Origin of the sequence: Roseiterribacter gracilis, assembly GCA_018332375.1 — a bacterium.
Classification (GTDB): Bacteria; Pseudomonadota; Alphaproteobacteria; order BOG-932; family Roseiterribacteraceae; genus Roseiterribacter; species Roseiterribacter gracilis.
In genome coordinates this window covers 3,182,194-3,204,807 of record BOPV01000001.1, presented here as the reverse complement: position 1 = coordinate 3,204,807, position 22,614 = coordinate 3,182,194, and the positions used below count along the sequence as shown (strand labels likewise).

Here is a 22,614-nt window from a genome sequence, read left to right as displayed (position 1 = left end):
CGGTCGATCTGTTCGTTCGGGGATACGCGTAACAAGCAGATACAAACCCTGACCTACCAACATGCGAAGCACGCGTGAATTGCACCAGGCTGACTGCGTTTTTGGCAATCAGCGCGTGCAGCAAACGGCGCGCGAAAAACTATGTCGGGAGAAACTTGCAGTTCGTCATTGCAAACTGCGTTTCAGATCTTGTCAGGTAACGCGTTCGATTGCGTGACGAACATTTCACGCACGTGTTCTGCAAATCCTGCGGCGAGGTTCGACCAGATGCAATTCGGTTCACAACTTGCCGTCGCCGTCGTCTTGCTGGTCGCGGCACCGGCCGTCGCCCAGACCACGCATCATCTCGCGGCGACGCCGCAGACGATCGCCTGGGGCAATTACGACGCGACCGCCAAGCCGGTGCTGCGCATCAAGTCGGGCGACACGGTCGTGATCGATACATTGATCACCAGCAGCCCGACCGCGCTGGAACGCGGCGGCGTTGCACCCAGCGACGTTCAGCAAAGTCTGCGCGACATCTTCGACGCGGTGAAAGATCGCGGGCCGGGCGGACATATTCTGACCGGACCGATTGCGATCGACGGCGCCGAGCCCGGCGACACGCTGGAAGTGCGGATCCGCAAAATCGAACTTGCGATTCCGTATGCCTATAACGGATTCCGCTATGGCGCCGGTCTGATGACCGACGAATTTCCGTACGCGCGGATGAAGATCATTCCGCTCGACAAGCAAAAGAACGTCGCCAATTTCGCGCCCGGGATTCAGATCAAGCTGCGCCCGTTTTTCGGCAGCATGGGCGTCGCACCACCGCCTGCCTTCGGCCGCTACGATTCAACGCCGCCGACGGTTCATGGCGGCAACATGGACAACAAGGAACTGGTCGCAGGCACGGTTCTGTATCTGCCCGTGCATGCCAGCGGCGCCTTGTTCGAAGTCGGCGACGGACATGCAGGACAAGGCAACGGCGAGATCGACGTGACGGCACTGGAAACGTCGCTGACCGGCACGCTGGAATTCGTGCTGCACAAAGAGACGAAACAGACCTATCCGCGCGCCGAGACGCCGACCCATTTCATCGCCATGGGGTTCGACGACAATCTGTCGGTCGCCGCACAAAAATCGGTGCGCGAGATGATCGACTTTCTGGTCGCCGAAAAGAAACTAAGCCGCGACGACGCCTACATGCTGATCAGTGTTGCGGGCGATCTGGCGATTACGCAGATCGTCGACCGCAACAAGGGCGTGCATGTGATGCTGCCCAAAGACCTGTTCGTGAAGCCGTAGGCTATTTGCGCGCTTTGCGGGCTGCGTAGCGTTGGTCGCGTGCAGCCTTCTGCGCAATTTTCAGCTCGGCTTCGTCGCGCAGCTTTTGTTCGGCTTCCTGTTCGCGCGCCAGCTTGGCCGCTTCACGAGCGGCGAGCGCGGCGGCTTCTTCGGCAGCGCGATCTTGCTGGCGTTTGGCCTGGCGTGCTTCGCGCGCGGCCTCGGAGGCTGCACGTGCGGCGAGACGGGCCTGCACCTCTGCCTCGTCCGGGGCAGGTCGCGCCGCGATCTTCTCCAGAACCTTCTTCTTTGCGTCCGCCGCCGCTTTCAACCGGTCATTCAGACCGGCGCGGTGGTCCATTCCTTGAAATCTCGCCATGAATCCTTCGCATGAGGCGCCCCGGTCCGGGCGCAGCGAGGCTTGTACGCGAGAGGAGCTGCCGCGGCTAGCGTCCCGATTCCGAAGTTCGTGTGTGCCTGCGGCAAATGCGATCGAACTTCGGAATCGAATAGGACGCTAGCAAAACAAAATTCCTAGTGCGTCGTATGGATTTGAAGTTCGCCTGGGTGCTGGTCCCAAGATCGGGGCGAACTTCAAATCCGACGCACTAGGCGGGGTGCTGTCGCACCATCAGCCCAGCGCGTCTTTCAGTTTGGCTTCGTAGGCGCGAATGCGTTTCGCGTTGGCGCCTACGTCGCCGCGGCCGATGCGGCTCAGCGAGCGAATGTCGATCCTGCTGCCGCCATCCTGGGCCGTCACGCGGATCACGACGTCGTCGGTGAAGCCGAACCAGAAGGTCGTGTCGCTGGCTTCGATCCGCCCGTCACCCGAGTCCTGCGCCACCATCGTCCAGCCCATCGCGCGTGCGGCACTGGCGGCGCGATTGAATGCTTCGGCCGGCGGCAATTTGGTCACCATCGGGACGATGTCGGCATAGGCCGCTTTTTGCACCTTGGCGTCGTCGGGATTGTACGCGACCGGGTTCGCCGCTTTGGCGGCTTCGCGCAACGGCAACACCGCGACAAAGACCGGCGGGTTGTCCATGTCGGTGGTGATGTCGTGAATCGGCGGCGGCGGATTGCGCGGATTGAAGAAGGTGAACGGCACCACGCCGATCGCAAGACTGACCACAAAGGCGATCGGCACCAGCCGACGCAAGGTCGGCCCATAGCGCCGGATGCCAATCAGGCCGATCAGCGACAGCAACGCCGCCGCGCCCGCGACATACACGCCGTTGCGCAATAGCAGAAACGACACCGGCAACGGCTGCATGCCGGTGCGATAGACGAGTGGCGCACCGCCCAACATCAACAGCGCCACCAGCGCCGCGACGAGTCCAAGCGTTGCAACAATGGCGAGGATGCGCGTGCCGCGCGTGAGTCGAACGGTTTGCATGGGAGCTGGTTCGCACCGACCGGCGCGTGGTTACGCAGGGTCCTGCGTCGTAAGCACCTGGTTGAAGGCGGTGTAACTGAAAATGCCGATCTGCACGCTGCGGATCAGTCGCACTTGGATCTGCTTTCCTTGCGCCAACTCCGGCAGCGCATCGCGCACGGCGCCTGAAACAGCGGCTGCCTGTGCCCCTTCGTCCGACACGGGCTGCGCTGCCCACGCCCAGATCACCAAGCGCGGCGTGGGTTGGTCGTTGTCGCGCGCCACATGTACATGGGCGCGCACGACATCGGGCCGCGCATAAAGCACGCGCATCGCCGCGATCGATTGCGCCTCTTCCGCCTCTTCTTGCGGATCAGGCGCGAGATCGGGGCGGATCGCCTGTAGCGCGACAGGCAGCGCCAGCACCAGCGCCGCAGTCGCAACCAACGGTGCCCAATGCAAGCGCAGCGGCGATGGCGCTGTCGCGCCGCGCACGACGTAACTGCGCACCGCCAGATCGTGCAGCCCCTGCCGCGTGTCGAAATTCGCCGCCAACAGCAGCAGATGCGCCACCATCAGCATGACGCCGATATTTTCGAGCGCCGAAATCGTAACGCGTGCCTGCGGCTCGAAGAACCAGCAGAGCCCATTGAAAAAGAAGAGACCGCCGAACAACGCCGCGCGCGCCGTCGCACGCAGCATCGAGAGGTGCGCGCCGTCGCGGCCGACGACATTGAGGCCGAACAAGCGCTTGCCCGGCGAGCCGGCCCAGCGACTTTCGCTGATGCCGAAATAGAGTGCGAAGACGGCAACGCCGACGAATTGCGCGGCGGTGCCGAGACGCGCCAATGGCCCGTACAACACCAAGGTCAACGTCGCGCCGATCGCGACCACCAGGATCATATCGACGATGGCGGCGGCCAACCGTCGCCAGAATCCTGCGATCGTGCGTTCCGTCAGATGGGGGGCCATCAGCGCAGTCGCTTCTCCTGCATGATCTCCAGCTGCAGCTGCTGGATTTCGGCCAAGCGTTGCCACTGCTTGGTAATCAGATGATCGATTTTTTCGTGCAGGTGACGAATTTCAAGTTCGGCTTTGAGATTGACGCGATAGTCGTTGAGCGCGCGCAACCGGTCTTTGGTTTCTTGCCGGTTCTGACTCATCATGATGATCGGCGCCTGCACCGCGGCGAGACATGACAGCGCGAGATTGAGCAGAATGAACGGGAACGGATCGAACGCGGCTTCGCCGTGCGCGTAGTTCCAGGCGATCCACGCCACCATCGCGACCGCGAACGAAATCAGAAACCGCCAGCTGCCGCCGAAGCTTGCGAGATGGTCGGACAGTGTTTCGCCCAACGACCGGTGGTCGTCATATTCTTCTTCGGTGTTCTCGGCGATCGTGTCCTGCTTGGCGATGCTTTCCACGACCTGCCGGTCGAGGTCGCTGAATTCACCATGCTCGGCCTGCAAAAGCTCTTCGACATAGATCGCGCGGTAGCGCGCAAGTTCGGCTCGGCTGATCAGCGCATCATGCGGCAGGCCGGGATGATCCTGCCGGATTCGATCGGCGAGCGAAGGTCGCATCGTATCGAGCGCGATCAGGTCGCGACGCGGTCGTACGCGTCCGCTGATCGCACAAGGCGCCTTCTTTGACGTCGTTTCGTTCGCTTCGGGAATCGAATCGTCCGACATGCGCGTCTCCGCTTGTACCGCCAGGAACTACAGCAGCGTAGAGCGCAAAGACGCAGCGTCGGTCAAGCAGACGGACCATGAACCTGCACCCGCCTTCGCGTGTTGGTTTTCAAAGAGCAGCAGAATTCTCCAGGAGCAGTCGATGGATCCCAAGAATCCCGAACGGCGGACGGTCGTCGGCGGGCTTGCAACAGGCTTGGCCGCCGCAGTTGGCGGCAGCGCCGCCGCGCAACAAGGAACCGTCATGAAGGCAAAACCATTGACCGATCCCGCCAGCGCATATCCGAAGCCGCCCTTCCCGCCGCAGCAACAGCCTTGGCCGGGACTTGCGAGCAAGATGACGCCGCGGCCCGATCACGGCGAAGAAAGCTACAAAGGATCGGGCCGGCTGCTGGGCCGCAAAGCACTGTTGACCGGCGGTGATTCCGGGATGGGGCGGGCTGCCGCAATCGCCTTTGCGCGCGAAGGTGCCGACGTCGCAATCAACTACCTGCCCGCCGAAGAGTCCGATGCGAAAGAAGTCGTCGAGCTGATTCAAAAAGCCGGACGCAAAGCGGTGGCGTTGCCTGGCGACATTCGCGACGAAGCCTTTTGTCGCAAACTCGTCGACGACGCAGTGCGCGGCTTGGGTGGGTTGGACATTTTGGTCAACAACGCCGCGCGACAAAAGCCGCACAAGATCATCACCGACATTTCCAACGAAGATCTCGATTGGACGTTCAAGACCAATCTCTACGCAATGTTCTGGATTACGAAAGCCGCGGTGCCGCACATGAAGCCGGGCTCGACGATCATCAACACCACCTCGGTCAATGCGTACGATCCGGTCGAAGAGCTGCTCGACTACGCCGTTACCAAAGGCGGCATCATGATCTTCACCAAAGGTCTGGCGAAACAACTCGCCGAGAAAGGCATTCGCGTAAACGGCGTGGCGCCCGGTCCGGTCTGGACACCGTTGCAACCGAGCGGCGGGCAATTTCCCGACAAGCTGCCCGAATTCGGCAGCGACACACCGATGAAACGACCGGGGCAACCGGCCGAGCTTGCATCGATCTATGTGCTGTTGGCGTCGGATGAGGCGAGCTATTCCACCGGCCAGATTTATGGCGCGGTCGGCGGCAAAGGCGGTCCGTGATCAGCGAAGCGTGTGACCGCCGCCCCAATTGCCGCCGATATCGATCGGCTTGGATTTGTCGCGCTGTTTGATCGCTTCGGGCGAGGCTTTGCCGAACAGCCAGCCTTGTCCGAAACGTGCGCCAGCCTGGGCGCAGAAACGTGCATCGGCTTCGGTTTCAATTTGTTCGGCGATCAGCTCGGCACCTTTGCCGCGCGCCAGATCGACCAGCGCTTTGAACAAGGTGCGGTCGCCGCCCGGGCGTGACGCGCCGTGCACGACGCTGCCGTCGAGCTTGATGAAATTCGCTGGCATCGCGCGCAGCATCTGCAAGCTGGTTGAACCTGCGCCGACGTCGTCGAGACAGATTGCGTGGCCGCACGACGCCAGCTTGTTCAGGAACTGCGCCGTCGAATCGATGGCGGTGATCGACGAGGTCTCGGTCAGTTCGAACAACATCTGCGAACGCAGATCGGCATGCGTCTGCCCCAGCTGCAGCAAGCGGCCGCGGAAAATATCGCCCTGGATCGAACGACCCGACAGATTGACCGCAACTTTGGGACGCCAGCCGGACTGGCCCATTTCGACCAGCTGTTCGAAGACTTTCTGCACGACCAGCAAGTCCAGATCCTGGACGATGCCCGAATCTTCCATGAAGCGAATGAAGTCGGCGACCGACTCGATGCCGCTGAATCGCGACAGCGCTTCGAAGTGATGCGTCTCGCCGGTGCGCATTTCGACGACTTTTTGGAAGGCGACTTCCAGCGCGCCTTCGGTCAGCACGGTGCGCGCCGATTGCATCAACGAAACCGAGTTTCCGATCATCTCGGCGACGGCTTCCTGCACGCTGCGCAAGGTGAATTCGGTCGGTTCGCTGCGCGCGAATTTCTCGATCGTGTAGGCCAGTGCGCGGGCTGCGTCCTCGCTGTTGAGCTCGGCCGAGTCGAACCGGATGTTGAACAACTGCCCGGCCGGTTCGAGATCGGCCTGGGTCAGGATGGTCGCGACGCTTTGTTCGATTTCGCCGTCGCTGACGCCGGCTGCGCGCAGGAAGCCGTAGCGGCCCGGCGCGAGGTCGGTGACATATTCGCCGCCCAACGACACCGACCGCAGATAGGCGTGAATGTCCTGCGTGATGCGATTGGTGAGATCGGGATCGGCGGCGGAGAGTTCGGCCAGCGCGCGCGACGCGTACAAGGTCAGCGACGGGTCGCCTTCGGCTGCAGCCTGCATTGCAGCGGCATCGGCCAGTTTGCTGGCGCTGCCGGCAAGCGCACGCGCAACACCAAGCGCCGGCACCAGACCGAGATAGAGCGCACCGGGCGTGGTTTCGACGATGCAACCGCCGACCAGAAAATCCTGGGCCGGCTTGCCGTCACGCTTCAGCGCGACGCGCACCATCTGGCCCGGACGGCCTTCGCGATAGCGCTGCAGGATGTGACCTAGGAATCCGACATCGCGTTCGGCGACAATTGAGTCGATCGGACGGCCCAGCAATTGGTTCGCAGACTCAGCGATCTGGAACGACGCGCCAGCCGCGTAGACGATACGATTCGATTCATCCAGCTCCAGCAGCAGCTGTGCTGTCGCGAAGGAGAAACCGACAAATCGATTCCGCTCCTTCTGGAGCAAGGCGTCAGGCATGAGTCTTCCGGCGTCACGTCGCGAAGTGTCGGCAGATGAAACAGCACAGTCGTTAAATCGACGGTAGCGTGACGTTCGGCCTCATCGCGCGGGCCGGGCCCGGCCGAATGCAAACGAACCAGAAGCAGGCCGGGCCAAACCGCAACTTTCAAACGAAAGAACGGCGTTTTTGCGCGTGATATGGCCATCAAGTGGCTGACCGACCCCGGTGTCATTCACGCTGTCTTCAAGTGCGATCATGCCGCAACCGCAGTCGCGCGATTGTTGCGAGGTTGCAATATCGGCGTGGCATGCATGGGTCGCCGGACATTTGCCAGCAACATGCCGGTCCGATTCTCGCCGCCCTTCGCGTGGGAGAATCCCAAATGATCGTAGAGAACGAGACTTGTCTCGCCGAGACGCAGTGCCAGAGTGCGATCCCTATGGCCCGCCCCGATCTCGCCGAAGCTGCGCGCATTCTGGTCGTCGATGACGATCCCGGCGTACGCACGCTGATTCGCGACTTTCTGGTCCAGCACGGCTTCACCGTCGACGGTGCTGCCGATGCCAGTGCGATGCAGGATGCAATGGCGGCGGCGCACTATGACCTCGTCATTCTCGACGTGATGCTGCCGGGCGAAAACGGTCTGTCGATCTGCCGCCGCCTGATCGCCGAGAATGGGCCGCGCGTAATCATGCTGAGCGCGATGGGCGAGACCACCGACCGCGTCGTCGGATTGGAGCTTGGCGCCGACGATTACCTCACCAAGCCGTGCGAACCGCGCGAGTTGCTGGCCCGGGTGCGTGCGGTGCTGCGCCGGCGTGCGCGCGAAGCGGAAGAAGCGGCCGCGATGCCGCGCGAATCTACCAGCCTGGCTTTTGCTGGTTGGGCGCTGGATCTGATCCGGCGCGAATTGCTGTCGCCGACCGGCGTCACGGTGCATTTGTCGGGTGGCGAGTTCGGCCTGTTGCGCGTGTTGCTGGAACGACCGCAACGCGTGCTGACGCGCGACCAGCTGCTGGAATATGCGCGCGGCTCTGATTCGGATGCGTTCGATCGTGCGGTCGACGTGCAGATCAGCCGGCTGCGCCGCAAGCTAGGCGACAAGGGCGACGTCATTCGCACCGTGCGTAGCGAAGGCTACATGCTCGACTGCAAGGTCACGCGGTCGGCATGCTGAACAGGTTGCGTTTCTCGATCGGCGCGCAGCTGTTCCTGCTGCTGTTCGTCGCCGTGCTGGTGGCGCAGGCGATTATCGTTCTGCTTGTGCTGTTGATGCCGCCGCCGGTGCGTCCGATTTACGAACTGGCCGAGGTCGCCGAACGGCTGCAAGGCGCGACCGTGCAGCCGTTGCACGGCGAGATGTTGAAGCGCGAGCTGCGCGCCACACCACCGCAAATCGAAGCGCCGCTGCTGGAAGAAGACGGGTGGGATCCGCGTCGCGACGCGCTGGCGGGTCTGCTGCGCTTGCCGCCATCCGACGTGCTGCTGGCCGAGTTTCCGCATGAAGGACCGGGCCGCCGTCGCGGCGCGATGATCTTGCAGCATCGCGGACCGCCGCCGCCGCATCACGGTCCGTTTGGTGGTTCGCCGCCGGTCGGCATACGCGGCATGTTCGAGGGCGGACGAACCTGGATCGGCGGTCCGTTCGTCGCCGCGATGCATTTGCCCAGCGGCGAATGGGTCGTGGTCGAGCCTGAAGCCGAACCGTTTCTGACGCCGTGGGCGCGGCGCTTGTTGTTGTGGTTCGTTGCCTCGACCGCATCGCTGGCTTTGATTGCTGCGTTCTTCGCGCGTCGCTTCGCCAAGCCGATCCGCGAATTCGCCACCGCCGCCGACCGGTTGGGCAAACAACTCAACCACCCGCCATTGACGCCGTCGGGTCCGAGCGAGCTGCGCGTCGCCGTCGCCGCATTCAACCGCATGCAAGAACGATTGCTGCGCTATGTCGGCGATCGCACCGCGATGTTGGCTGCAATCGCGCACGATCTGCGCACACCGATGATGCGGCTGCGCTTCCGCTTGGAGCAGACGTCACCCGACCTGCGCGAACCGGCGCTGGAAGATCTGCGCGAGATGCAGGCGATGGTGCAGGGTGTGTTGGCGTTCGTGCGCGACGAAAGCACCGCCGGCCCGCGGCAGCGCATCGACCTTGCGTCGTTGCTGGAAAGTCTGGTCGACGACATGCGCGTCACCGGTGCCAGCGTCGAGCTGGCAGAGGCGCCCAATCTGGTCGTCGAAGGTGACGGCGCAGCGTTGCGCCGCCTGTTCGGCAATCTGATCGACAATGCGATCAAATATGGCGGCGTCGCGCGGCTACGTCTGACGCGTGAAGGGGACGACGCGGTGACGCGTATTGAAGATGAAGGACCCGGCCTTGCGCCCCACGAGCTGGAGCGCGTGTTTGAGCCGTTTTATCGGGCCGAGCCGTCGCGCAACCGCGAGACTGGGGGTATCGGGCTGGGGCTTGCCGTGGTGCGCACGCTGGTGCGCGCGCATGGGGGTGACGTTTCCTTGGAATCGACAGCACATGGGTTGATTGCCACCGTTCGTTTGCCGCTCGGAGATTAGGCACCACGCTCGGAATCGAAGGGCGACTTCGATCCTGGTCCCATCACGTACCAGGCGAGAAAACCCAGCGCGGGAAAGGCAAGCAGTCCGATCCAGAATAGTTTCTCGCGGCCGGTCGCAGTGGACTGCAAGGTTGCAGCAGCACCCCACCCAGTCATGGCAAGCCACGCCGTCAGGCAAACCGCGAACACGTCCACTAGTTCAACGCTTCAACCGGAAGCGCAAAGACGTAGCCGGTAAAGCGCACCGTCTTGATCATGCGCGGCTCGGCTCCGTTATCGCCCAGCCGGCTGCGCAGACGGCTGATCTGCACGTCGACCGAACGGCCGAACGTGCCCGCATGACGCTGCGTCACCAGCTCGTTCAAGGTTTCGCGCGTGACGATTTTCATCGGCCGCGACACCAGCGCGTGCAGCAAGGTGAGCTGCGCACCCGACAGCGAAACGTTGGCGCCCGTGGGTGACAAAAGCTGGCGCCGACCCAGATCTAGATTCCAACCGTCAAAGCGAAACCGCTCGGCGTCGACCGGGCGGGCTTGCGCGGCCGACAATTGCACCCGGCGCAACACGGCGCGGATCCGCGCCAGCAATTCGCGCGGATTGCACGGCCGGCACAAATAATCGTCGGCGCCAAGTTCGAGGCCGACGATCCGGTCCATGTCGGTTGCGATGTTGCTGAGCATCACGATCGACACGTCGTGCATCGCGCGCAGCTCGCGGCACAATTTCAGACCGTCTTCGCCCGGCAGCGAATGTTCCAGCACGACGAGATCGACCGCACCGACCGACACGGCGGTCAGGGCAGCGCGGCCATTGGCTGCTTCGGTGACGCGGAAGCCGGCGTTGGTCAGCAAGGTTGCCAACATGCTGCGCGCCTGGCGATCGGCATCGACGATCATCACGCGCGGCTGGACCTGCGCACACGGCGTGTGGAAGCCGGCAAAGGCGATTTGCGCGCTCATTGATCGGGCCGGTTGCCCGGGCGGGGCGGCATGGCGAGTCCTCGTCTTGAACCTGACGAGGCCGGTGTCGCCCGCGCGTGTTACAGCCGAATGTCTCGAACGTGGCCTGATTGTTTCGGGCGCGAAACAATATTTAAGCGATGGCTACTTTGCTTGCAGGGCGTTGGCGTAGTTCGTCATCGAACGGTTGTAGCGCGGCAGATGTTTCGCCAACGCCGCGACGGCAACGCCGGTCGCTTCGCGTCCGCGCCCTACATCCGCCAAGCACAGCGCCAAGGTTGCCGCCACCGCATCGTCGAGTTCGTCGGACGGGTGCGTTCGTTCTTCCGTCAGCAAGCTGATGCCTTCGCCCGCCTGGCCAAGATTGCGCAACGTGCTGGCAAGTTGAATTACGGCGCGGCGCCGGCGAATGCCGGTCAAGCCGGCGGCAAGCGCAGCGCGATAGAGCGGTGCTGCCAGTTCTTCGTGGCCGGTTGAATCGTTGGCGCAGGCACGTTCGAACGCGGCCAGCGCATCGCCCGCCGGCCGTTCGGCCGCAAGCACTTCGATCTTGGTGCGGAAATCTTCGGGCGCGTGCGCGTCGTACGAAGCCCACAGGGCAGCGACGCGGATTTCCCAATCGGTGTTGTCGTTCGACATAGCGGGAGCGTGTGTAGCACACGCTCCCGTCAGCATCGTCATTTCTTGTCGAGGAAGCTGCGCACCATCCGCACCGTCGCAGCCGGCTGTTCTTCCATCAGCCAGTGGCCGGAATCAGGAATGACGCCTTCTTCGACATTGGTTGCGGCGAATTTCATCACCGTCGCCATGGTCGAACCGAACGACTTGGCGCCGCCGATCGCCAACACCGGCATCGTCAACTTGCCTTTCTCGAGAAAGACTTTGTTGTCGATCGCATCCTGGTCGAACGCAGCGAATTGCGCGAAGCCCGCATGCATGGCGCCTTTTTGCGCGTAGAGCTTGGCGTAGTGGACGCGCGACGCTTCGCTGAATTTCTTCGGGTCGGCCGAGAATTCATTCCAGAACCGGTCGAGATAAATCCGCTCGCGACCCGCAACCAGACGTTCCATGTCGGGCCCGCCGAAACGGAAATGCCAGAGCAGCGGGTTTTTGAGGATCTCTTCCCACGGGCCCACACCCGGCACCGGCGCGTCCATCAACACGAATTTGGTGACGCGTTGCGGATATTGCGCGGCGAACGCGTAGCCGACCATGTTGCCGATATCGTGCGTGATCAGGTCGGTCTTCTCGACCTTCAGCACGTCGAGCATGCCCGCAATGTCGACGCCTTGCGTTTTCTTGTCGTAGCCGCCGGCAGGGCGCGACGACAGGCCCATGCCGCGCAGATCGGGCACGATGACGCGATGATCGCGCGCAAGGTCGGCCGCGAGCGGCGCCCACATGTCGCCTGTTTCGCCATAGCCATGCAGCAGCACGACCGCCGGACCGGTGCCGCCGACGCGCACATGCAGCTTCACACCGTTGGTGTCGATCATTTCGGTGTGGAAGCTGCGCGGGAAGGGTTCGACCTGCGCCACAGCGGGCACCGTCAGCAACAGCGCAGCAAGCGCGAACAACATTCGTCGAACCATAATCATCCCCTTGGAGGTTTGGAGCCGGACCTTGCTCTGCACTGCCCCATTCGGAACAGCGAATTCGTCATCATCGCACCACGTGACGACCAGGGACCGTTCCTGGTCTTGCAGCGTTGACTCGCGATATGGCGAATCCAATCGAAAGCTACGCTCTGATCGGCGACCGCGAGACCGCCGCGCTGGTCGGCAAGGATGGATCGATCGATTGGCTATGCTGGCCGCGATTCGACAGCGGCGCTTGTTTCGCCGCCTTGGTCGGCACGCGCGACAATGGTCGCTGGCGCATTGCCGCCGCCGATCAGGCTGCGCGCATCACCCGCACCTATCGCGACGGCACGATGATTCTGGTGACGCGGTTCGAAACCGACACCGGCATCGTCGAGCTGGTCGACTGCATGCCGCAGCACGATCCCGCCTCGTCGGTGCTGCGCCTGGTCGTCGGCATTCGCGGCACGGTGCGGATGCAGCTCGATCTCACCATCCGCTTTGACTATGGCAGTTCGATTCCCTGGATCACGCGGCTCGAGGACGGTGCGCTGCGCGCGGTTGCGGGTCCCGACATGGTGGTGCTGCGCACACCGGTCGAACTCGTGGCGCAGGATCTCGCGCATGTCGCAACGTTCGACGTCAAAGCAGGACAGCGCGTTCCGTTTGCGCTGACCTACGTCCCGTCCTGGAACGGTGCACCGCCGGTGCTGGACGCCGAACGCGAAATCGAGAAGAGCGAAGCGGCGTGGCGCGTCTGGTCGTCGGGCTGCAACATCGACGGACCATGGGCGCCTGCGGTGCTGCGCTCGTTGCTGACGTTGAAGACGCTGACCTACGAGCCGACCGGCGGCATGGTCGCTGCGCCGACGACGTCGCTGCCCGAATTCATCGGCGGCGAGCGCAATTGGGATTACCGCTTCTGCTGGCTGCGCGATGCGAGCTTGACCTTGCACGCGCTGATGCGCGGTGGGCGGTTCGACGAGGCGCGCGATTGGCGCGACTGGCTGTTGCGCGCCGTCGCAGGCGCACCGGCGCAGTTGCAGATCATGTACGGCATTCGCGGCGAGCGGCGGCTTGGTGAATGGACGGTCGACTGGTTGGACGGCTACGCAAACAGCAAGCCAGTGCGCGTCGGCAACGCGGCCGCGCAGCAATTGCAGCTCGACGTGTACGGCGAAGTGATCGGCACCTTGTACAATGCGCGCGTCGGCGGGCTGGCGCGCAACGACGCCAGTTGGGCGCTGGAATGCGCTTTGATCGAACATGTCAGCAAGATCTGGCGCGAGCCCGACGAAGGTCTGTGGGAAGTGCGCGGCCCGCGCCGGCACTTCACCTTTTCCAAAGCGATGTGCTGGCTGGCATTCGATCGCGCCGTGAAGTCGGTCGAGAAATTCGACCTGCCCGGCGACGTCGAGCGGTGGCGCACGATCCGCGACGAGATCCACCAGGACGTCTGCGACAAGGCCTATGACGCGGCGCGCGGCCACTTCACGCAATCCTACGGCGACGGGCTATTGGACGGTTCGTTGCTGCTTCTGCCGCAAATCGGATTTCTGCCGATCGACGATCCGCGCATCGCAACGACGATCGCGGCGATCGAACGGCATTTGATGGTCGAGGGCTACGTGCTGCGCTATCGCACCGATCAGACGCAGGACGGTCTTCCGCCCGGCGAAGGCGCGTTTCTCGCGTGCAGCTTCTGGTTGGCCGACGCGATGACGATGCAGGGAAGGTTGGACGAAGCGACGGCGTTGTTCGAACGTCTGCTTGGGCTGGCCAACGATGTCGGTTTGCTGGCGGAAGAATATGATCCGCGCGCCAAACGCCATCTCGGCAATTTTCCACAGGCCTTCAGCCACGTGGCGCTGGTCAACACCGCGTACAATCTGCTGCGCGGCGGTCGGCCTTTGCACCAGCAGGCCGCCGGGACCAGCGCGAAATAATTGCTCCGCACTGCTGGGTGCCATCCCGAAGATTGCGCCGGCCCCAAGTATCAACGCGATCGATGCCGACTCCCTGTTTCGGTGGCGCGCCAGCTCGGCTAGCGTCGCTGCCTCGCTGGTACGAGCAATACGCAAGGGAGACGGGATGTCTGCACGTGAACGCGGCTTCGGCCGGAAGATTCTAGGAGCCGGTTTGGCCGCAATTTGCCTGACCTCGACCGCGGCGCTCGCGGCACCAGACGATCCCTACACCTATATGGAAGAGATCGAAGGCGCGCAGGCGATGGAATTCGCCAAGGCCGAAAATGCGCGCACCATGCCGCGGCTGCAGAACGACCCGCGCTATGCCGGTTTCTACGAAGACGCCAAGAAGATCGTCACCGCGCGCGACCGCATTCCGAGCGTCGATTTCGCGCGCAACGGCGTGCTGCGCGATCATTGGCAGGATGCGCAACATGTGCGCGGCATCTGGCGCACGGTGAGCTTGGCCTCGTATCGCACGGCCAATCCAGAATGGAAGACGCTGCTCGACATCGACGCGCTGTCGAAGACCGAGAATGCAAACTGGGTCTGGAAGGGCGCCAACTGCCTGCGTCCGTCCGAACGTTTCTGCCTGGTCGCGCTGTCGAATGGTGGCAAGGACGCGATCGAAGTGCGCGAATTCGATGCCGACACCGGTCAATTCGTCGCCGGCGGTTTCAAACTGCCGGAAGGTAAGCATCGCTATAGCTGGATCGACGCCGACACGTTGATCGTGTCAGCGGCTTGGGCGCCGACCGACGTCACCACATCGGGCTATCCGTTCATCGTGAAGACGCTGAAGCGCGGCCAGACGATGGCCGACGCGAAAGAAGTCTATCGCGGCACTGCCGCCGACGGCGGCTACGGCGTGTCGCCGGTCGTGTTGCGCGATCCCGACGGAACCGTGCAGGCGGTGCTGGCGCATCGTCCGCTCGATACGTTCAACGGCGAATATTATCTGATCACGCCGGGCGGCCCGAAAAAGCTCGGCCTGCCGACGCGCGCGACGTTGCGTGGCTATTCCAGCGGCCGTGCGCTGGTGACGTTGGAACAGGATTGGGCCGGCTTCAAAGAAGGCGACCTGATCGACTTCGATCTCGCCGCGCTGAAAGACAATCCCGACACGCTGAAAGGCACGTTGGTGTTGCGTCCGACCAAGACGCAGGCGGTGCAGCAGGTCGGCACGACCAAAGATCGTGTCGTCGTGCACCTGCTGGACAACGTCAAAGGCCAGATCTGGGCCTTCAAGCGCGACGCGAAAGGCTGGGCGTCGACGCGTCTCGACGTGCCGAAGGATTCGACCTTGAAGATCGAGTCGACCGAAGAAGACGGCGACAAGGTGATTTTGTCCGCGCAGTCCTTCCTGCAGCCGAGCAGCCAGTGGTTGGTCGATGCGGCAACCGGCAAGGCCGAGAAGCTGCAATCGTTGCCGGCCAAATTCGACGCGTCGAACCAGGTGGTCGAGCAATTCTGGGCGACGTCGAAAGACGGGACCAAGGTTCCGTATTTCGTCGTGCGTTCGAAGAATTTGAAGTTCGACGGCAACGCACCGACGTTGCTCAACGCGTACGGCGGTTTCCAGATCAGCCAGTCGCCCGCCTATTCGGGCGAGCGCGGCAAGCTGTGGCTGGAAAAAGGTGGCGTCTTCGTCGTCGCCAATATTCGCGGCGGCGGTGAATTCGGACCGCGTTGGCACAATGCGGGTCTGAAGCTGGACCGGATGCGCGTCTACGACGATTTCTTTGCGGTCAGCCAGGACCTGATCAAGCGCAAGATCACCAACCCGCGCAAACTTGGCATCGTCGGTGGATCGAATGGCGGCCTGTTGATGGGCGTTGCGTTGACGCAACACCCGGAACTCTACAGCGCCATCATCATCCAGGTGCCGCTGTTCGACATGATCGGCTACACGCATATCGGTGCCGGTGCGTCGTGGGTCGGCGAATATGGCGACCCGGCCAATCCGGCCGAGCGCAAAGTCATCGAGAGCTATTCGCCGTACCAGAACCTCAAGCCGGGCAAGCTGTACCCGACCGTCTTCATCGAGACCTCGACCAAGGACGATCGCGTGCATCCGGCCCATGCCCGCAAGGCCGCGGCCCGTCTGAAGGAGATGGGCTACGACTATATCTATTACGAGAATATCGATGGCGGGCACGCCGCCGCCGCCAATCTCAACGAACGCGCGACCCGCGCGGCGTTGGAATATACCTACCTAACACAGCGTCTGATGGACTGACCCGCGGGCACCCAGCCCGAGAGTCCTGATCCGTCAGATCAGATCCTTGAGCGGGGGCCTTCGGGCCCCCGTTTTTTTGTGCCCGCTACGGCAGTACCGACTCTTTATAGGTCGGTGCGACGCGGGCGTTGGACCGCTGCTCGTAGGCGAAGCCGTAGCTGAGGATGTTGCCGTCGTCCCATTTCTTTCCGACGAAGGACAGGCCGACCGGCAGCTCGTGCACCAGCCCCATCGGCACGGTCAGATGCGGATAGCCCAGCACCGCAGGCCACATGCTGGCGAATTCTTTCGCGTTGTCGCCGTCGACGAGATCGGTGGTCCAGGCTGGCACCGCGGTCGGTGCAACAATGGCGTCGAGCCGATGCTGCGCGAATAGACGATCGAGACCTTCCTTGCCAGCAAGCTTGGCGATCGTCGCGCGCGCCGCTTGATAGTCTTTGTCCTTCAGCCCACCGGTCTTCTCCGCTTTCTCGAACAGCTCTTGTTCGAAATAGCGCATCTCGTAGGGGGCTTGGGCGCGGTTGAACGCGATCACGTCGGCCAGGCTGCGCGTGGCCACGCGGGTGGGCGTGCTGGCGAGATATTTGTTCAGCTCGACTTTGAGTTCGGTCAGCAGAATCACCAGCTCAGCGTCGCCGACTTTGCCGCCCGTCTTCGGCGTTGCAACTTCGATCAGCACCGCGCCGGCCGCGCGCAAGTCGCCCAGCGCGCGTTCGAATACGCTGCGCAAACCCGGCAGCAGATCTTCCTGCTTCAACACGCCGATGCGTTTGCCGCGCAACGAGTCGGCGCGCAGCAATGCAGCGAAATCGGTCTTGTGTTTGTCGGCATCTTTGGTTGCGGCGTCGCGCGCGTCGCTGCCCGCCATCACCGTCAACATCACAGCCGCGTCGGTCACGCTGCGCGTCATCGGTCCAGCAGTGTCCTGGCTGCTGGCGATCGGAATGATTCCGGTGCGCGGCACCAGACCGACCGTCGGCTTCAAACCAACCAGACCCGCAAGCGACGAGGGGCATGTCACCGAGCCGTCGGTTTCGGTGCCGACTGTGATGGTGGCGAGGCTCGCCGCAGCAGCGCTGCCGCTACCCGAGCTGGATCCGCATGCGTTGCGGTTGAGCGCGTACGGATTGCGCGTCAGACCGGCGACGCCACTCCAGCCGCTGGTCGAATGGGTCGAACGGATATTCGCCCATTCCGACAGGTTGGTTTTGCCAAGCACCACCGCGCCCGCTGCGCGCAAGCGGGCGGCGACCGGCGCATCGCGTTCGGCGAAATTGTTGATGAGCGCCAACGAACCCGCTGTGGTCGCTATCTTGTCTTTGGATTCGATATTGTCTTTGAGCAGCACCGGAATGCCGTGCAACGGCCCACGCAGCTTGCCGCTTCTGCGCTCCGCATCCAGCGCGCGCGCATCTTCGGCCGCGTCAGGATTGAGTGCGATCACGCTGTTCAGCTTCGGACCGTTGCGATCGATCGCGTCGATCCGCGCCAGATAGGCAGCGACGAGCTGTTCCGACGTCACCGCACCTTCGCGCAACGCGCGCTGCAGATCGGCGACCGATCGTTCTTCGACCGGATAGGTCTTGGACGACAAGATGGCGCCTGGTTGCGTGGCGCAGCCGGCAAGCAGCAGCGCGGGGACGAGACCGCGCAACGCGCGGACGGGGCGGGACAGGTTCATGGAGCGCGAGCCTAGCGAAATTGCACGGATCGCCAAGCTTCGCTGTGAAACTGTCCTTAGGTCGCAACGACCGAAAGAAGCCGTTCTTCTTTGTTCTGCTGCGCGTGGGCGAAGCCGTCCTCGTCGATCCGCTCGGCAAGATCCTGGATCGCGCGCAGTACCGCGGCCGACGCGCTGTGATGCACCATATGGCCGGCACCCGGAATGATGGTGAGCGCGCTGCCCGCAATCGCCGTGTGCAGCCGCTCGGCATGCACGGCTGGGTCGACGATCCGGTCGCCATCGCCGCTGACGATCGCGACCGGCATGTGCAGCGTTCGATAGTGATGCTGCAGGCGTGCGGCGCTCGGCATCATCGTCGCGGTGTCGGCCGCGACGGCGCGAAGCTGCGATGGTCGTGCGGCCAGCGCCAACGGAAATTCATGCTCGAAGCGCGGCGTCACCTGTGCCGGGCGAAACAGTTTGCGATAAGCCGGCCCCCGCAACGCACGCGTCAGCGGCGGTGACAGCGTGTAGCGCAGTATGTCGCCGATCACCGGCAACGCGCTTGGCAGCATCGGCAGAATTGCGGGCCGCGGTTCGGTGAAATAATAGCCCGACAGCAGCGCAAGCCCGGCGACACGATCCGGATGGGTCAGTGCCATCGCCAGCGCGACCAGCGTGCCCCAGGAATGTCCGACCAGAATCGGTCGTTCGATCTCCAACTGATCGAGCGCGTCTTGAATCAACCGTGCCTGCGCCGTCGCGTCCCACCAGCGACCGCGCGGCCGTTCGCTGAAACCGAAGCCGGGACGGTCGATCGAAATCACGCGATGCGTCCGTGCAAGCTGATCTTGCAGGCCGCTCAACCGAAAATCTTCGGTGGTCGCGCCATTGCCGTGCAGAAGCACGATCGGCGATCCGCCGTCGCCCTGCTCGACGACGTGCAGCTTGACGCCGTTCACCGTGATCATCCGGCCGCGCGGCGGGAAATCGCGCGCCGCCCGTTTGGCGCGGCGCGCTTCGAGCAGCGCGCGGGTAGCAAGAAAGCCCGCGGCAAGCGCGAACAGGCCTGCGGGCATAGCGGATGTCTGGCGGCGAAATTTCATATGAGCGGAAGCGCGTGGCGCACCACCGCGTTCCGGTCGCCAACGTCGCGGGTCGCGCCGCAGCGCGTCAGGCGTCGGGAAAAGCGCGCCGTTGCGTGTGAATCGTCGTGACGAAGCCGCTGGCCGTGTGGTCGTCGTCATCCACCACCGTCGGCTGGCCCAGCGGCACGTCGTCGAGTCCGGGTGCGTTCAGCAGCACCGCCACCGTCGCCCAGCGCAATCCGACCTGGGTCTCGCCGCAGGAAAAGGCGCGCAGCATGGTTTCCAGCACGCAGCGTTCGGCGTCGTCGCCCAGCGATCGGCGCAACAGGCGTGCGGCCTGCAAATCTTGCGGTTCGGCGTGAATCATCGCGCTACCTGCCAAGTTCGGACTCGAAAATCCGAGTCGATGCAGGTGCAACCAAGCAAACGCCGCTTGGTTGCCGAATTTCACACCTGTTGCCCGCAATGAGGTTGCGCTGGGCGCAACCTCCAAAAACAAATCGGTTATTTTTTCGGCGGCGCGCCGGCTACGCCGGCATCAAATCGTGTCATGCCGGCTTTGCCGGCATGAGCGCGTCGTCGATCTCTGTCGCGCGCAACGCTGCCGGACGCGACGAGATGCGGGCGTAATAGTCTTTGAAACCCGGCCGCTCTTCCATCGTGCCAAACATCATGCCCCAGCCGATTTGCGAGCCGAGATAAACATCGGCGGCGCTGAACGTGTCGCCAAGCAGATAGGGACCTTTGGCAACCGCGCGTTCCAGCACGTCAAGCACCGCGTCGAGCGAACCGTAGCCAATCGCGCGCCGGCGTTCTTCCGGCACTTCGAACCCCATCGCCTTGTTGACGACCGCTGCTTCGACCGGACCGGCACCGAAGAACAGCCAGCGATAATAGTCGCCGCGTTTGCGATCGGTCGGCGCCGGCGCCAAGCCAGCAGCAGGAAACGCGTCGGCGAGATAGGCGCAGATCGCGGCCCCTTCGGTCACGACCGTATCGCCATGCTTGATCGCGGGGACTTTGCCCATCGGATTGATCGCGAGATAGGCGGGCGCCTTCATCGTCGTGCCGTAGTCGAGCAGCTCGGTGCGATAGGGCTGGCCGACCTCTTCCAGCATCCAGCGCGCGATGCGGCCGCGCGACATCGGGTTGGTATAGAAGACCAGCTCATCAGCCATCGCGCGGTTCCTTCTCGCTGCCGGAGAGAAACCGCTCATGCACTGCGGTTGCGTCAGGCGCAAGAACGCGTCCGCACCACCGCAAAAAACAAGACCAGCGCGCCGGCCAGCAGCAGCAGCGACGCCGGTTCGGGGACCGCAGCGGCGCGTTCGATAAAGACCGCCGTATCGATCGTCAGATTGGCGCCGAACGGGAATTCGCTGCCCGGCTGGGTGACGCTGAATTCGACCCAGGCGATGTCGAACGAATCCGACAACAGGCCAGCGAACGGCGCGGTGCCGTCCGACGTCGTGGTGGCGGTGCCGGGAAAGGTCGCGCTGCCGAGGATGCTGCCGTCGGTTGCGTGCGCGATCAGCGTCGCGGTGAAGGCGCCGGTCGCGTTTGGCTCGATGTGAAAGCCGACACCGCGCACCGTCTGGTCGTCGAAGCTGATCCAGACTCGATCGTCGGTACCGCTATGCGTCAACAAATACGTGCCGGCAGTAAAGCCGCCGCTGTGCGACGTGCCTTCGAGCGCGACGCGCAAAATCCCGTCCGAGGCATGCACGCCGACTGTGTGACCGCCGGCCGAAAGGCGTGTGTCGGGCGTACTGATCCCGGTCCCGTCGCCGCCGAATTCCGACCAGGCGATGTGATCGTTGGCGCCCGGAAGCGCACTGACGCCGATGATTGATGCCGAAGCGGGTGCTGCGAAGGCGACCAGCAGCGCAGTAAGCGAAAGCAGATGTTTCATCGAATCCTCCTGGAGCGAGCAGGCGGATGGAACAGAAAGCAGGCTTTGTGCCTTTGGCTGAATCCTGCCCGCGACGGCAGGGCGCAGATTGAAATCGTAAAAAGCCGCGACACCGATCTGCTAGGTTCGCGACCTCGATGCCGACTCACCGCCCCAGCACGACGCACGCCGATCTCGGCCCCGCTTTCTTCGACGTGGTGGCGCCGGCGACGTTCCCGCACCACACGCTGCGCCATCGCAACCAGCGTTGGGCCGAGCGGGTCGGGCTGGGTGCGCTCAGCGACGACGACTGGATCCGGCATTTCGGCAAGTTCGAACCGCTGCCGGGAAGTTTCGAACGGCCGCTGGCGTTGCGCTATCACGGGCATCAATTCCGCACCTACAATCCCGAGCTTGGTGACGGGCGCGGATTTCTGTTCGCGCAGCTGCACGATCTCAGCGACGGGCGCTTGCTCGATCTGGGCACCAAAGGCAGCGGACAAACGCCATGGTCGCGCCAAGGCGACGGACGACTGACCTTGAAAGGCGGCGTGCGTGAAGTGCTGGCGACCGAGATGCTCGAAGCGCTTGGCGTCGAGACGTCGAAAAGCTTCAGCCTGATCGAAACCGGCGAAAGCCTATGGCGCGGTGACGAGCCGTCGCCGACACGTTCTTCGGTGCTGGTGCGCCTTTCGCATTCGCATATTCGCATCGGCACGTTCCAACGCTTTGCCTATGACCGGCAGAACGACGCGATCGAACGACTGCTTGCGCACACGGTGCAGCATTATCTCCCCGAAGCGTCGCGCGCGACGGTGCGCGAAACCGCGGCTGCGTTTCTCGAGACCGTGACCAAGCGCGTTGCCCGCATGGGTGCGCAATGGATGGCGGCGGGCTTCGTGCACGGCGTGCTCAACACCGACAATATCAACGTGACCGGCGAGAGTTTCGATTACGGCCCGTGGCGGTTTCTGCCCGTGCTGGATCCCGCGTTCACTGCCGCCTATTTCGACGAAAGCGGCCTCTACGCCTTCGGCCGCCAGCCCGAAACCTTGTTGTGGAATCTGGTTCGGCTGGCCGAATGTCTGCTGCCGCTGTCGGACCAAGCGGCGCTTGAATCGGCGTTGGATGCGTTTCAACCCGAACTGCAACGCGAATTCGCCGCGCGCACCTTGCATCGTCTCGGCCTGCTATCGGCGGGCGACGATGAAGATCGCAGCTTGGCGCTGGCCATGTGGCGCTTTCTCGCCGACAGCAAAGTCCCGTTCGAGCAAGCCTGGTTCGATCTTCGCGGCGGACGTTCGTCAAATCCGCTCTACGAACCGCTGCGCGCGACGCTCGCCAAATTCGCGCCGCGCAGCGACGTCGACCACGACTATTTCCGCCGCGACACGCCCTGCACGATGTTGATCGATGAAGTCGAGGCAATCTGGGCCCCGATCGCCGCCGACGATGACTGGTCGCGCTTCGACGCCAAGCTGCGTGACATCGCGGTGATGCGGGACGCCTACACATAAAAAACGGAACGTTCGGACCGGAGGTGACGTTTTACAGCGTACCCACCTGAAATCCTGAAAGTGC

The 22,614-nt window shown here is 63.2% G+C and carries 21 protein-coding genes; 7 read left to right on the top strand and 14 right to left on the bottom strand.

The window, feature by feature from the left end:
- Nucleotides 1–267 precede the first annotated feature (267 nt).
- Nucleotides 268–1,287, top strand: a complete 1,020-nt coding sequence (locus tag TMPK1_RS16000) for an acetamidase/formamidase family protein (RefSeq protein ID WP_420244202.1) — start codon at nt 268–270, stop codon at nt 1,285–1,287.
- 1 nt (nt 1,288) lies between these two features.
- On the opposite strand, the gene TMPK1_RS15995 is transcribed toward TMPK1_RS16000, so the two are convergent.
- The 4 genes from TMPK1_RS15995 to TMPK1_RS15980 form a co-directional block, all read right to left on the bottom strand.
- The gene (locus tag TMPK1_RS15995; RefSeq protein WP_420244200.1) at nt 1,289–1,627 is read right to left on the bottom strand and encodes a DUF6481 family protein; all 339 of its coding nucleotides are present in this window, start codon (nt 1,625–1,627) and stop codon (nt 1,289–1,291) included.
- 270 nt (nt 1,628–1,897) lie between these two features.
- Complete coding sequence (locus TMPK1_RS15990; RefSeq protein ID WP_420244198.1) at nt 1,898–2,662, bottom strand: DUF1499 domain-containing protein; 765 nt, start codon at nt 2,660–2,662, stop codon at nt 1,898–1,900.
- Nucleotides 2,663–2,692: 30 nt separating this feature from the next.
- Nucleotides 2,693–3,613: an RDD family protein gene (locus TMPK1_RS15985; RefSeq protein ID WP_420244196.1), complete on the bottom strand. Its 921-nt coding sequence runs from the start codon at nt 3,611–3,613 to the stop codon at nt 2,693–2,695.
- The gene (locus tag TMPK1_RS15980; RefSeq protein WP_420244195.1) at nt 3,613–4,335 is read right to left on the bottom strand and encodes a DUF1003 domain-containing protein; all 723 of its coding nucleotides are present in this window, start codon (nt 4,333–4,335) and stop codon (nt 3,613–3,615) included. The genes TMPK1_RS15985 and TMPK1_RS15980 overlap by 1 nt, the downstream gene beginning before the upstream one ends.
- 142 nt (nt 4,336–4,477) lie before the next feature.
- Here TMPK1_RS15980 and TMPK1_RS15975 point away from each other — a divergent pair, with 142 nt between their 5' ends.
- Complete coding sequence (locus tag TMPK1_RS15975; RefSeq protein ID WP_420244194.1) at nt 4,478–5,470, top strand: SDR family oxidoreductase; 993 nt, start codon at nt 4,478–4,480, stop codon at nt 5,468–5,470.
- On the opposite strand, the gene TMPK1_RS15970 is transcribed toward TMPK1_RS15975, so the two are convergent.
- Nucleotides 5,471–7,093, bottom strand: a complete 1,623-nt coding sequence (locus TMPK1_RS15970; RefSeq protein ID WP_420244193.1) for an EAL domain-containing protein — start codon at nt 7,091–7,093, stop codon at nt 5,471–5,473. It lies immediately after the preceding gene.
- A gap of 422 nt (nt 7,094–7,515) precedes the next feature.
- Between TMPK1_RS15970 and TMPK1_RS15965 the strand changes: the two genes are divergently transcribed.
- A complete protein-coding gene (locus TMPK1_RS15965) occupies nt 7,516–8,253 on the top strand; it encodes a response regulator (protein ID WP_420244192.1) in 738 nt (245 codons plus the stop codon).
- Nucleotides 8,247–9,644, top strand: coding sequence for a sensor histidine kinase (locus TMPK1_RS15960; protein WP_420244191.1), 1,398 nt, complete (start codon nt 8,247–8,249; stop codon nt 9,642–9,644). The genes TMPK1_RS15965 and TMPK1_RS15960 overlap by 7 nt, the downstream gene beginning before the upstream one ends.
- Here the strand turns inward: TMPK1_RS15960 and TMPK1_RS15955 are convergent.
- From TMPK1_RS15955 to TMPK1_RS15940, 4 genes are all read right to left on the bottom strand, one after another.
- Nucleotides 9,641–9,802: a hypothetical protein gene (locus tag TMPK1_RS15955; protein WP_420244189.1), complete on the bottom strand. Its 162-nt coding sequence runs from the start codon at nt 9,800–9,802 to the stop codon at nt 9,641–9,643. The genes TMPK1_RS15960 and TMPK1_RS15955 overlap by 4 nt on opposite strands.
- 38 nt (nt 9,803–9,840) lie before the next feature.
- Complete coding sequence (locus TMPK1_RS15950; protein ID WP_420244188.1) at nt 9,841–10,605, bottom strand: response regulator; 765 nt, start codon at nt 10,603–10,605, stop codon at nt 9,841–9,843.
- A gap of 144 nt (nt 10,606–10,749) precedes the next feature.
- Nucleotides 10,750–11,244, bottom strand: coding sequence for a tetratricopeptide repeat protein (locus tag TMPK1_RS15945; protein WP_420244187.1), 495 nt, complete (start codon nt 11,242–11,244; stop codon nt 10,750–10,752).
- A gap of 38 nt (nt 11,245–11,282) precedes the next feature.
- A complete protein-coding gene (locus tag TMPK1_RS15940) occupies nt 11,283–12,197 on the bottom strand; it encodes an alpha/beta fold hydrolase (RefSeq protein WP_420244186.1) in 915 nt (304 codons plus the stop codon).
- 128 nt (nt 12,198–12,325) lie between these two features.
- On the opposite strand from TMPK1_RS15940, the gene TMPK1_RS15935 reads away from it, so the two are divergent.
- Nucleotides 12,326–14,131: a glycoside hydrolase family 15 protein gene (locus TMPK1_RS15935; RefSeq protein WP_420244185.1), complete on the top strand. Its 1,806-nt coding sequence runs from the start codon at nt 12,326–12,328 to the stop codon at nt 14,129–14,131.
- A gap of 145 nt (nt 14,132–14,276) precedes the next feature.
- Complete coding sequence (locus TMPK1_RS15930) at nt 14,277–16,391, top strand: prolyl oligopeptidase family serine peptidase (RefSeq protein ID WP_420244184.1); 2,115 nt, start codon at nt 14,277–14,279, stop codon at nt 16,389–16,391.
- A gap of 85 nt (nt 16,392–16,476) precedes the next feature.
- Here the strand turns inward: TMPK1_RS15930 and TMPK1_RS15925 are convergent, their stop codons facing one another.
- From TMPK1_RS15925 to TMPK1_RS15905, 5 genes are all read right to left on the bottom strand, one after another.
- Nucleotides 16,477–18,072 (bottom strand): amidase, encoded by a 1,596-nt coding sequence (locus tag TMPK1_RS15925; protein ID WP_420244183.1) that lies wholly within the window; start codon nt 18,070–18,072, stop codon nt 16,477–16,479.
- Nucleotides 18,073–18,128: 56 nt separating this feature from the next.
- Nucleotides 18,129–19,133 carry an alpha/beta fold hydrolase gene (locus TMPK1_RS15920; protein WP_420244181.1) on the bottom strand — a complete coding sequence of 335 codons (1,005 nt, stop codon included), beginning with the start codon at nt 19,131–19,133 and terminating at the stop codon, nt 18,129–18,131.
- A 94-nt stretch (nt 19,134–19,227) separates the two neighbouring features.
- Complete coding sequence (locus TMPK1_RS15915) at nt 19,228–19,509, bottom strand: hypothetical protein (RefSeq protein ID WP_420244180.1); 282 nt, start codon at nt 19,507–19,509, stop codon at nt 19,228–19,230.
- 181 nt (nt 19,510–19,690) lie between these two features.
- Nucleotides 19,691–20,320: a glutathione S-transferase family protein gene (locus tag TMPK1_RS15910; protein ID WP_420244178.1), complete on the bottom strand. Its 630-nt coding sequence runs from the start codon at nt 20,318–20,320 to the stop codon at nt 19,691–19,693.
- A 53-nt stretch (nt 20,321–20,373) separates the two neighbouring features.
- Nucleotides 20,374–21,054 (bottom strand): PEP-CTERM sorting domain-containing protein, encoded by a 681-nt coding sequence (locus TMPK1_RS15905; protein WP_420244177.1) that lies wholly within the window; start codon nt 21,052–21,054, stop codon nt 20,374–20,376.
- A 137-nt stretch (nt 21,055–21,191) separates the two neighbouring features.
- Here TMPK1_RS15905 and TMPK1_RS15900 point away from each other — a divergent pair, with 137 nt between their 5' ends.
- Nucleotides 21,192–22,550 carry a protein adenylyltransferase SelO gene (locus tag TMPK1_RS15900; RefSeq protein ID WP_420244174.1) on the top strand — a complete coding sequence of 453 codons (1,359 nt, stop codon included), beginning with the start codon at nt 21,192–21,194 and terminating at the stop codon, nt 22,548–22,550.
- Nucleotides 22,551–22,614 lie beyond the last annotated feature (64 nt).

Excerpts from the sequence above, each read along its gene's own strand:
- TMPK1_RS16000 (WP_420244202.1), top strand. The coding sequence starts at position 268 with ATGCAATTCGGTTCACAACTTGCCGTCGCCGTCGTCTTGCTGGTCGCG.
- TMPK1_RS15995 (WP_420244200.1), bottom strand. The coding sequence starts at position 1,627 with ATGGACCACCGCGCCGGTCTGAATGACCGGTTGAAAGCGGCGGCGGAC.
- TMPK1_RS15990 (WP_420244198.1), bottom strand. The coding sequence starts at position 2,662 with ATGCAAACCGTTCGACTCACGCGCGGCACGCGCATCCTCGCCATTGTT.
- TMPK1_RS15985 (WP_420244196.1), bottom strand. The coding sequence starts at position 3,613 with ATGGCCCCCCATCTGACGGAACGCACGATCGCAGGATTCTGGCGACGG.
- TMPK1_RS15980 (WP_420244195.1), bottom strand. The coding sequence starts at position 4,335 with ATGTCGGACGATTCGATTCCCGAAGCGAACGAAACGACGTCAAAGAAG.
- TMPK1_RS15975 (WP_420244194.1), top strand. The coding sequence starts at position 4,478 with ATGGATCCCAAGAATCCCGAACGGCGGACGGTCGTCGGCGGGCTTGCA.
- TMPK1_RS15970 (WP_420244193.1), bottom strand. The coding sequence starts at position 7,093 with ATGCCTGACGCCTTGCTCCAGAAGGAGCGGAATCGATTTGTCGGTTTC.
- TMPK1_RS15965 (WP_420244192.1), top strand. The coding sequence starts at position 7,516 with ATGGCCCGCCCCGATCTCGCCGAAGCTGCGCGCATTCTGGTCGTCGAT.
- TMPK1_RS15960 (WP_420244191.1), top strand. The coding sequence starts at position 8,247 with ATGCTGAACAGGTTGCGTTTCTCGATCGGCGCGCAGCTGTTCCTGCTG.
- TMPK1_RS15955 (WP_420244189.1), bottom strand. The coding sequence starts at position 9,802 with ATGACTGGGTGGGGTGCTGCTGCAACCTTGCAGTCCACTGCGACCGGC.
- TMPK1_RS15950 (WP_420244188.1), bottom strand. The coding sequence starts at position 10,605 with ATGAGCGCGCAAATCGCCTTTGCCGGCTTCCACACGCCGTGTGCGCAG.
- TMPK1_RS15945 (WP_420244187.1), bottom strand. The coding sequence starts at position 11,244 with ATGTCGAACGACAACACCGATTGGGAAATCCGCGTCGCTGCCCTGTGG.
- TMPK1_RS15940 (WP_420244186.1), bottom strand. The coding sequence starts at position 12,197 with ATGGTTCGACGAATGTTGTTCGCGCTTGCTGCGCTGTTGCTGACGGTG.
- TMPK1_RS15935 (WP_420244185.1), top strand. The coding sequence starts at position 12,326 with ATGGCGAATCCAATCGAAAGCTACGCTCTGATCGGCGACCGCGAGACC.
- TMPK1_RS15930 (WP_420244184.1), top strand. The coding sequence starts at position 14,277 with ATGTCTGCACGTGAACGCGGCTTCGGCCGGAAGATTCTAGGAGCCGGT.
- TMPK1_RS15925 (WP_420244183.1), bottom strand. The coding sequence starts at position 18,072 with ATGAACCTGTCCCGCCCCGTCCGCGCGTTGCGCGGTCTCGTCCCCGCG.
- TMPK1_RS15920 (WP_420244181.1), bottom strand. The coding sequence starts at position 19,133 with ATGCCCGCAGGCCTGTTCGCGCTTGCCGCGGGCTTTCTTGCTACCCGC.
- TMPK1_RS15915 (WP_420244180.1), bottom strand. The coding sequence starts at position 19,509 with ATGATTCACGCCGAACCGCAAGATTTGCAGGCCGCACGCCTGTTGCGC.
- TMPK1_RS15910 (WP_420244178.1), bottom strand. The coding sequence starts at position 20,320 with ATGGCTGATGAGCTGGTCTTCTATACCAACCCGATGTCGCGCGGCCGC.
- TMPK1_RS15905 (WP_420244177.1), bottom strand. The coding sequence starts at position 21,054 with ATGAAACATCTGCTTTCGCTTACTGCGCTGCTGGTCGCCTTCGCAGCA.
- TMPK1_RS15900 (WP_420244174.1), top strand. The coding sequence starts at position 21,192 with ATGCCGACTCACCGCCCCAGCACGACGCACGCCGATCTCGGCCCCGCT.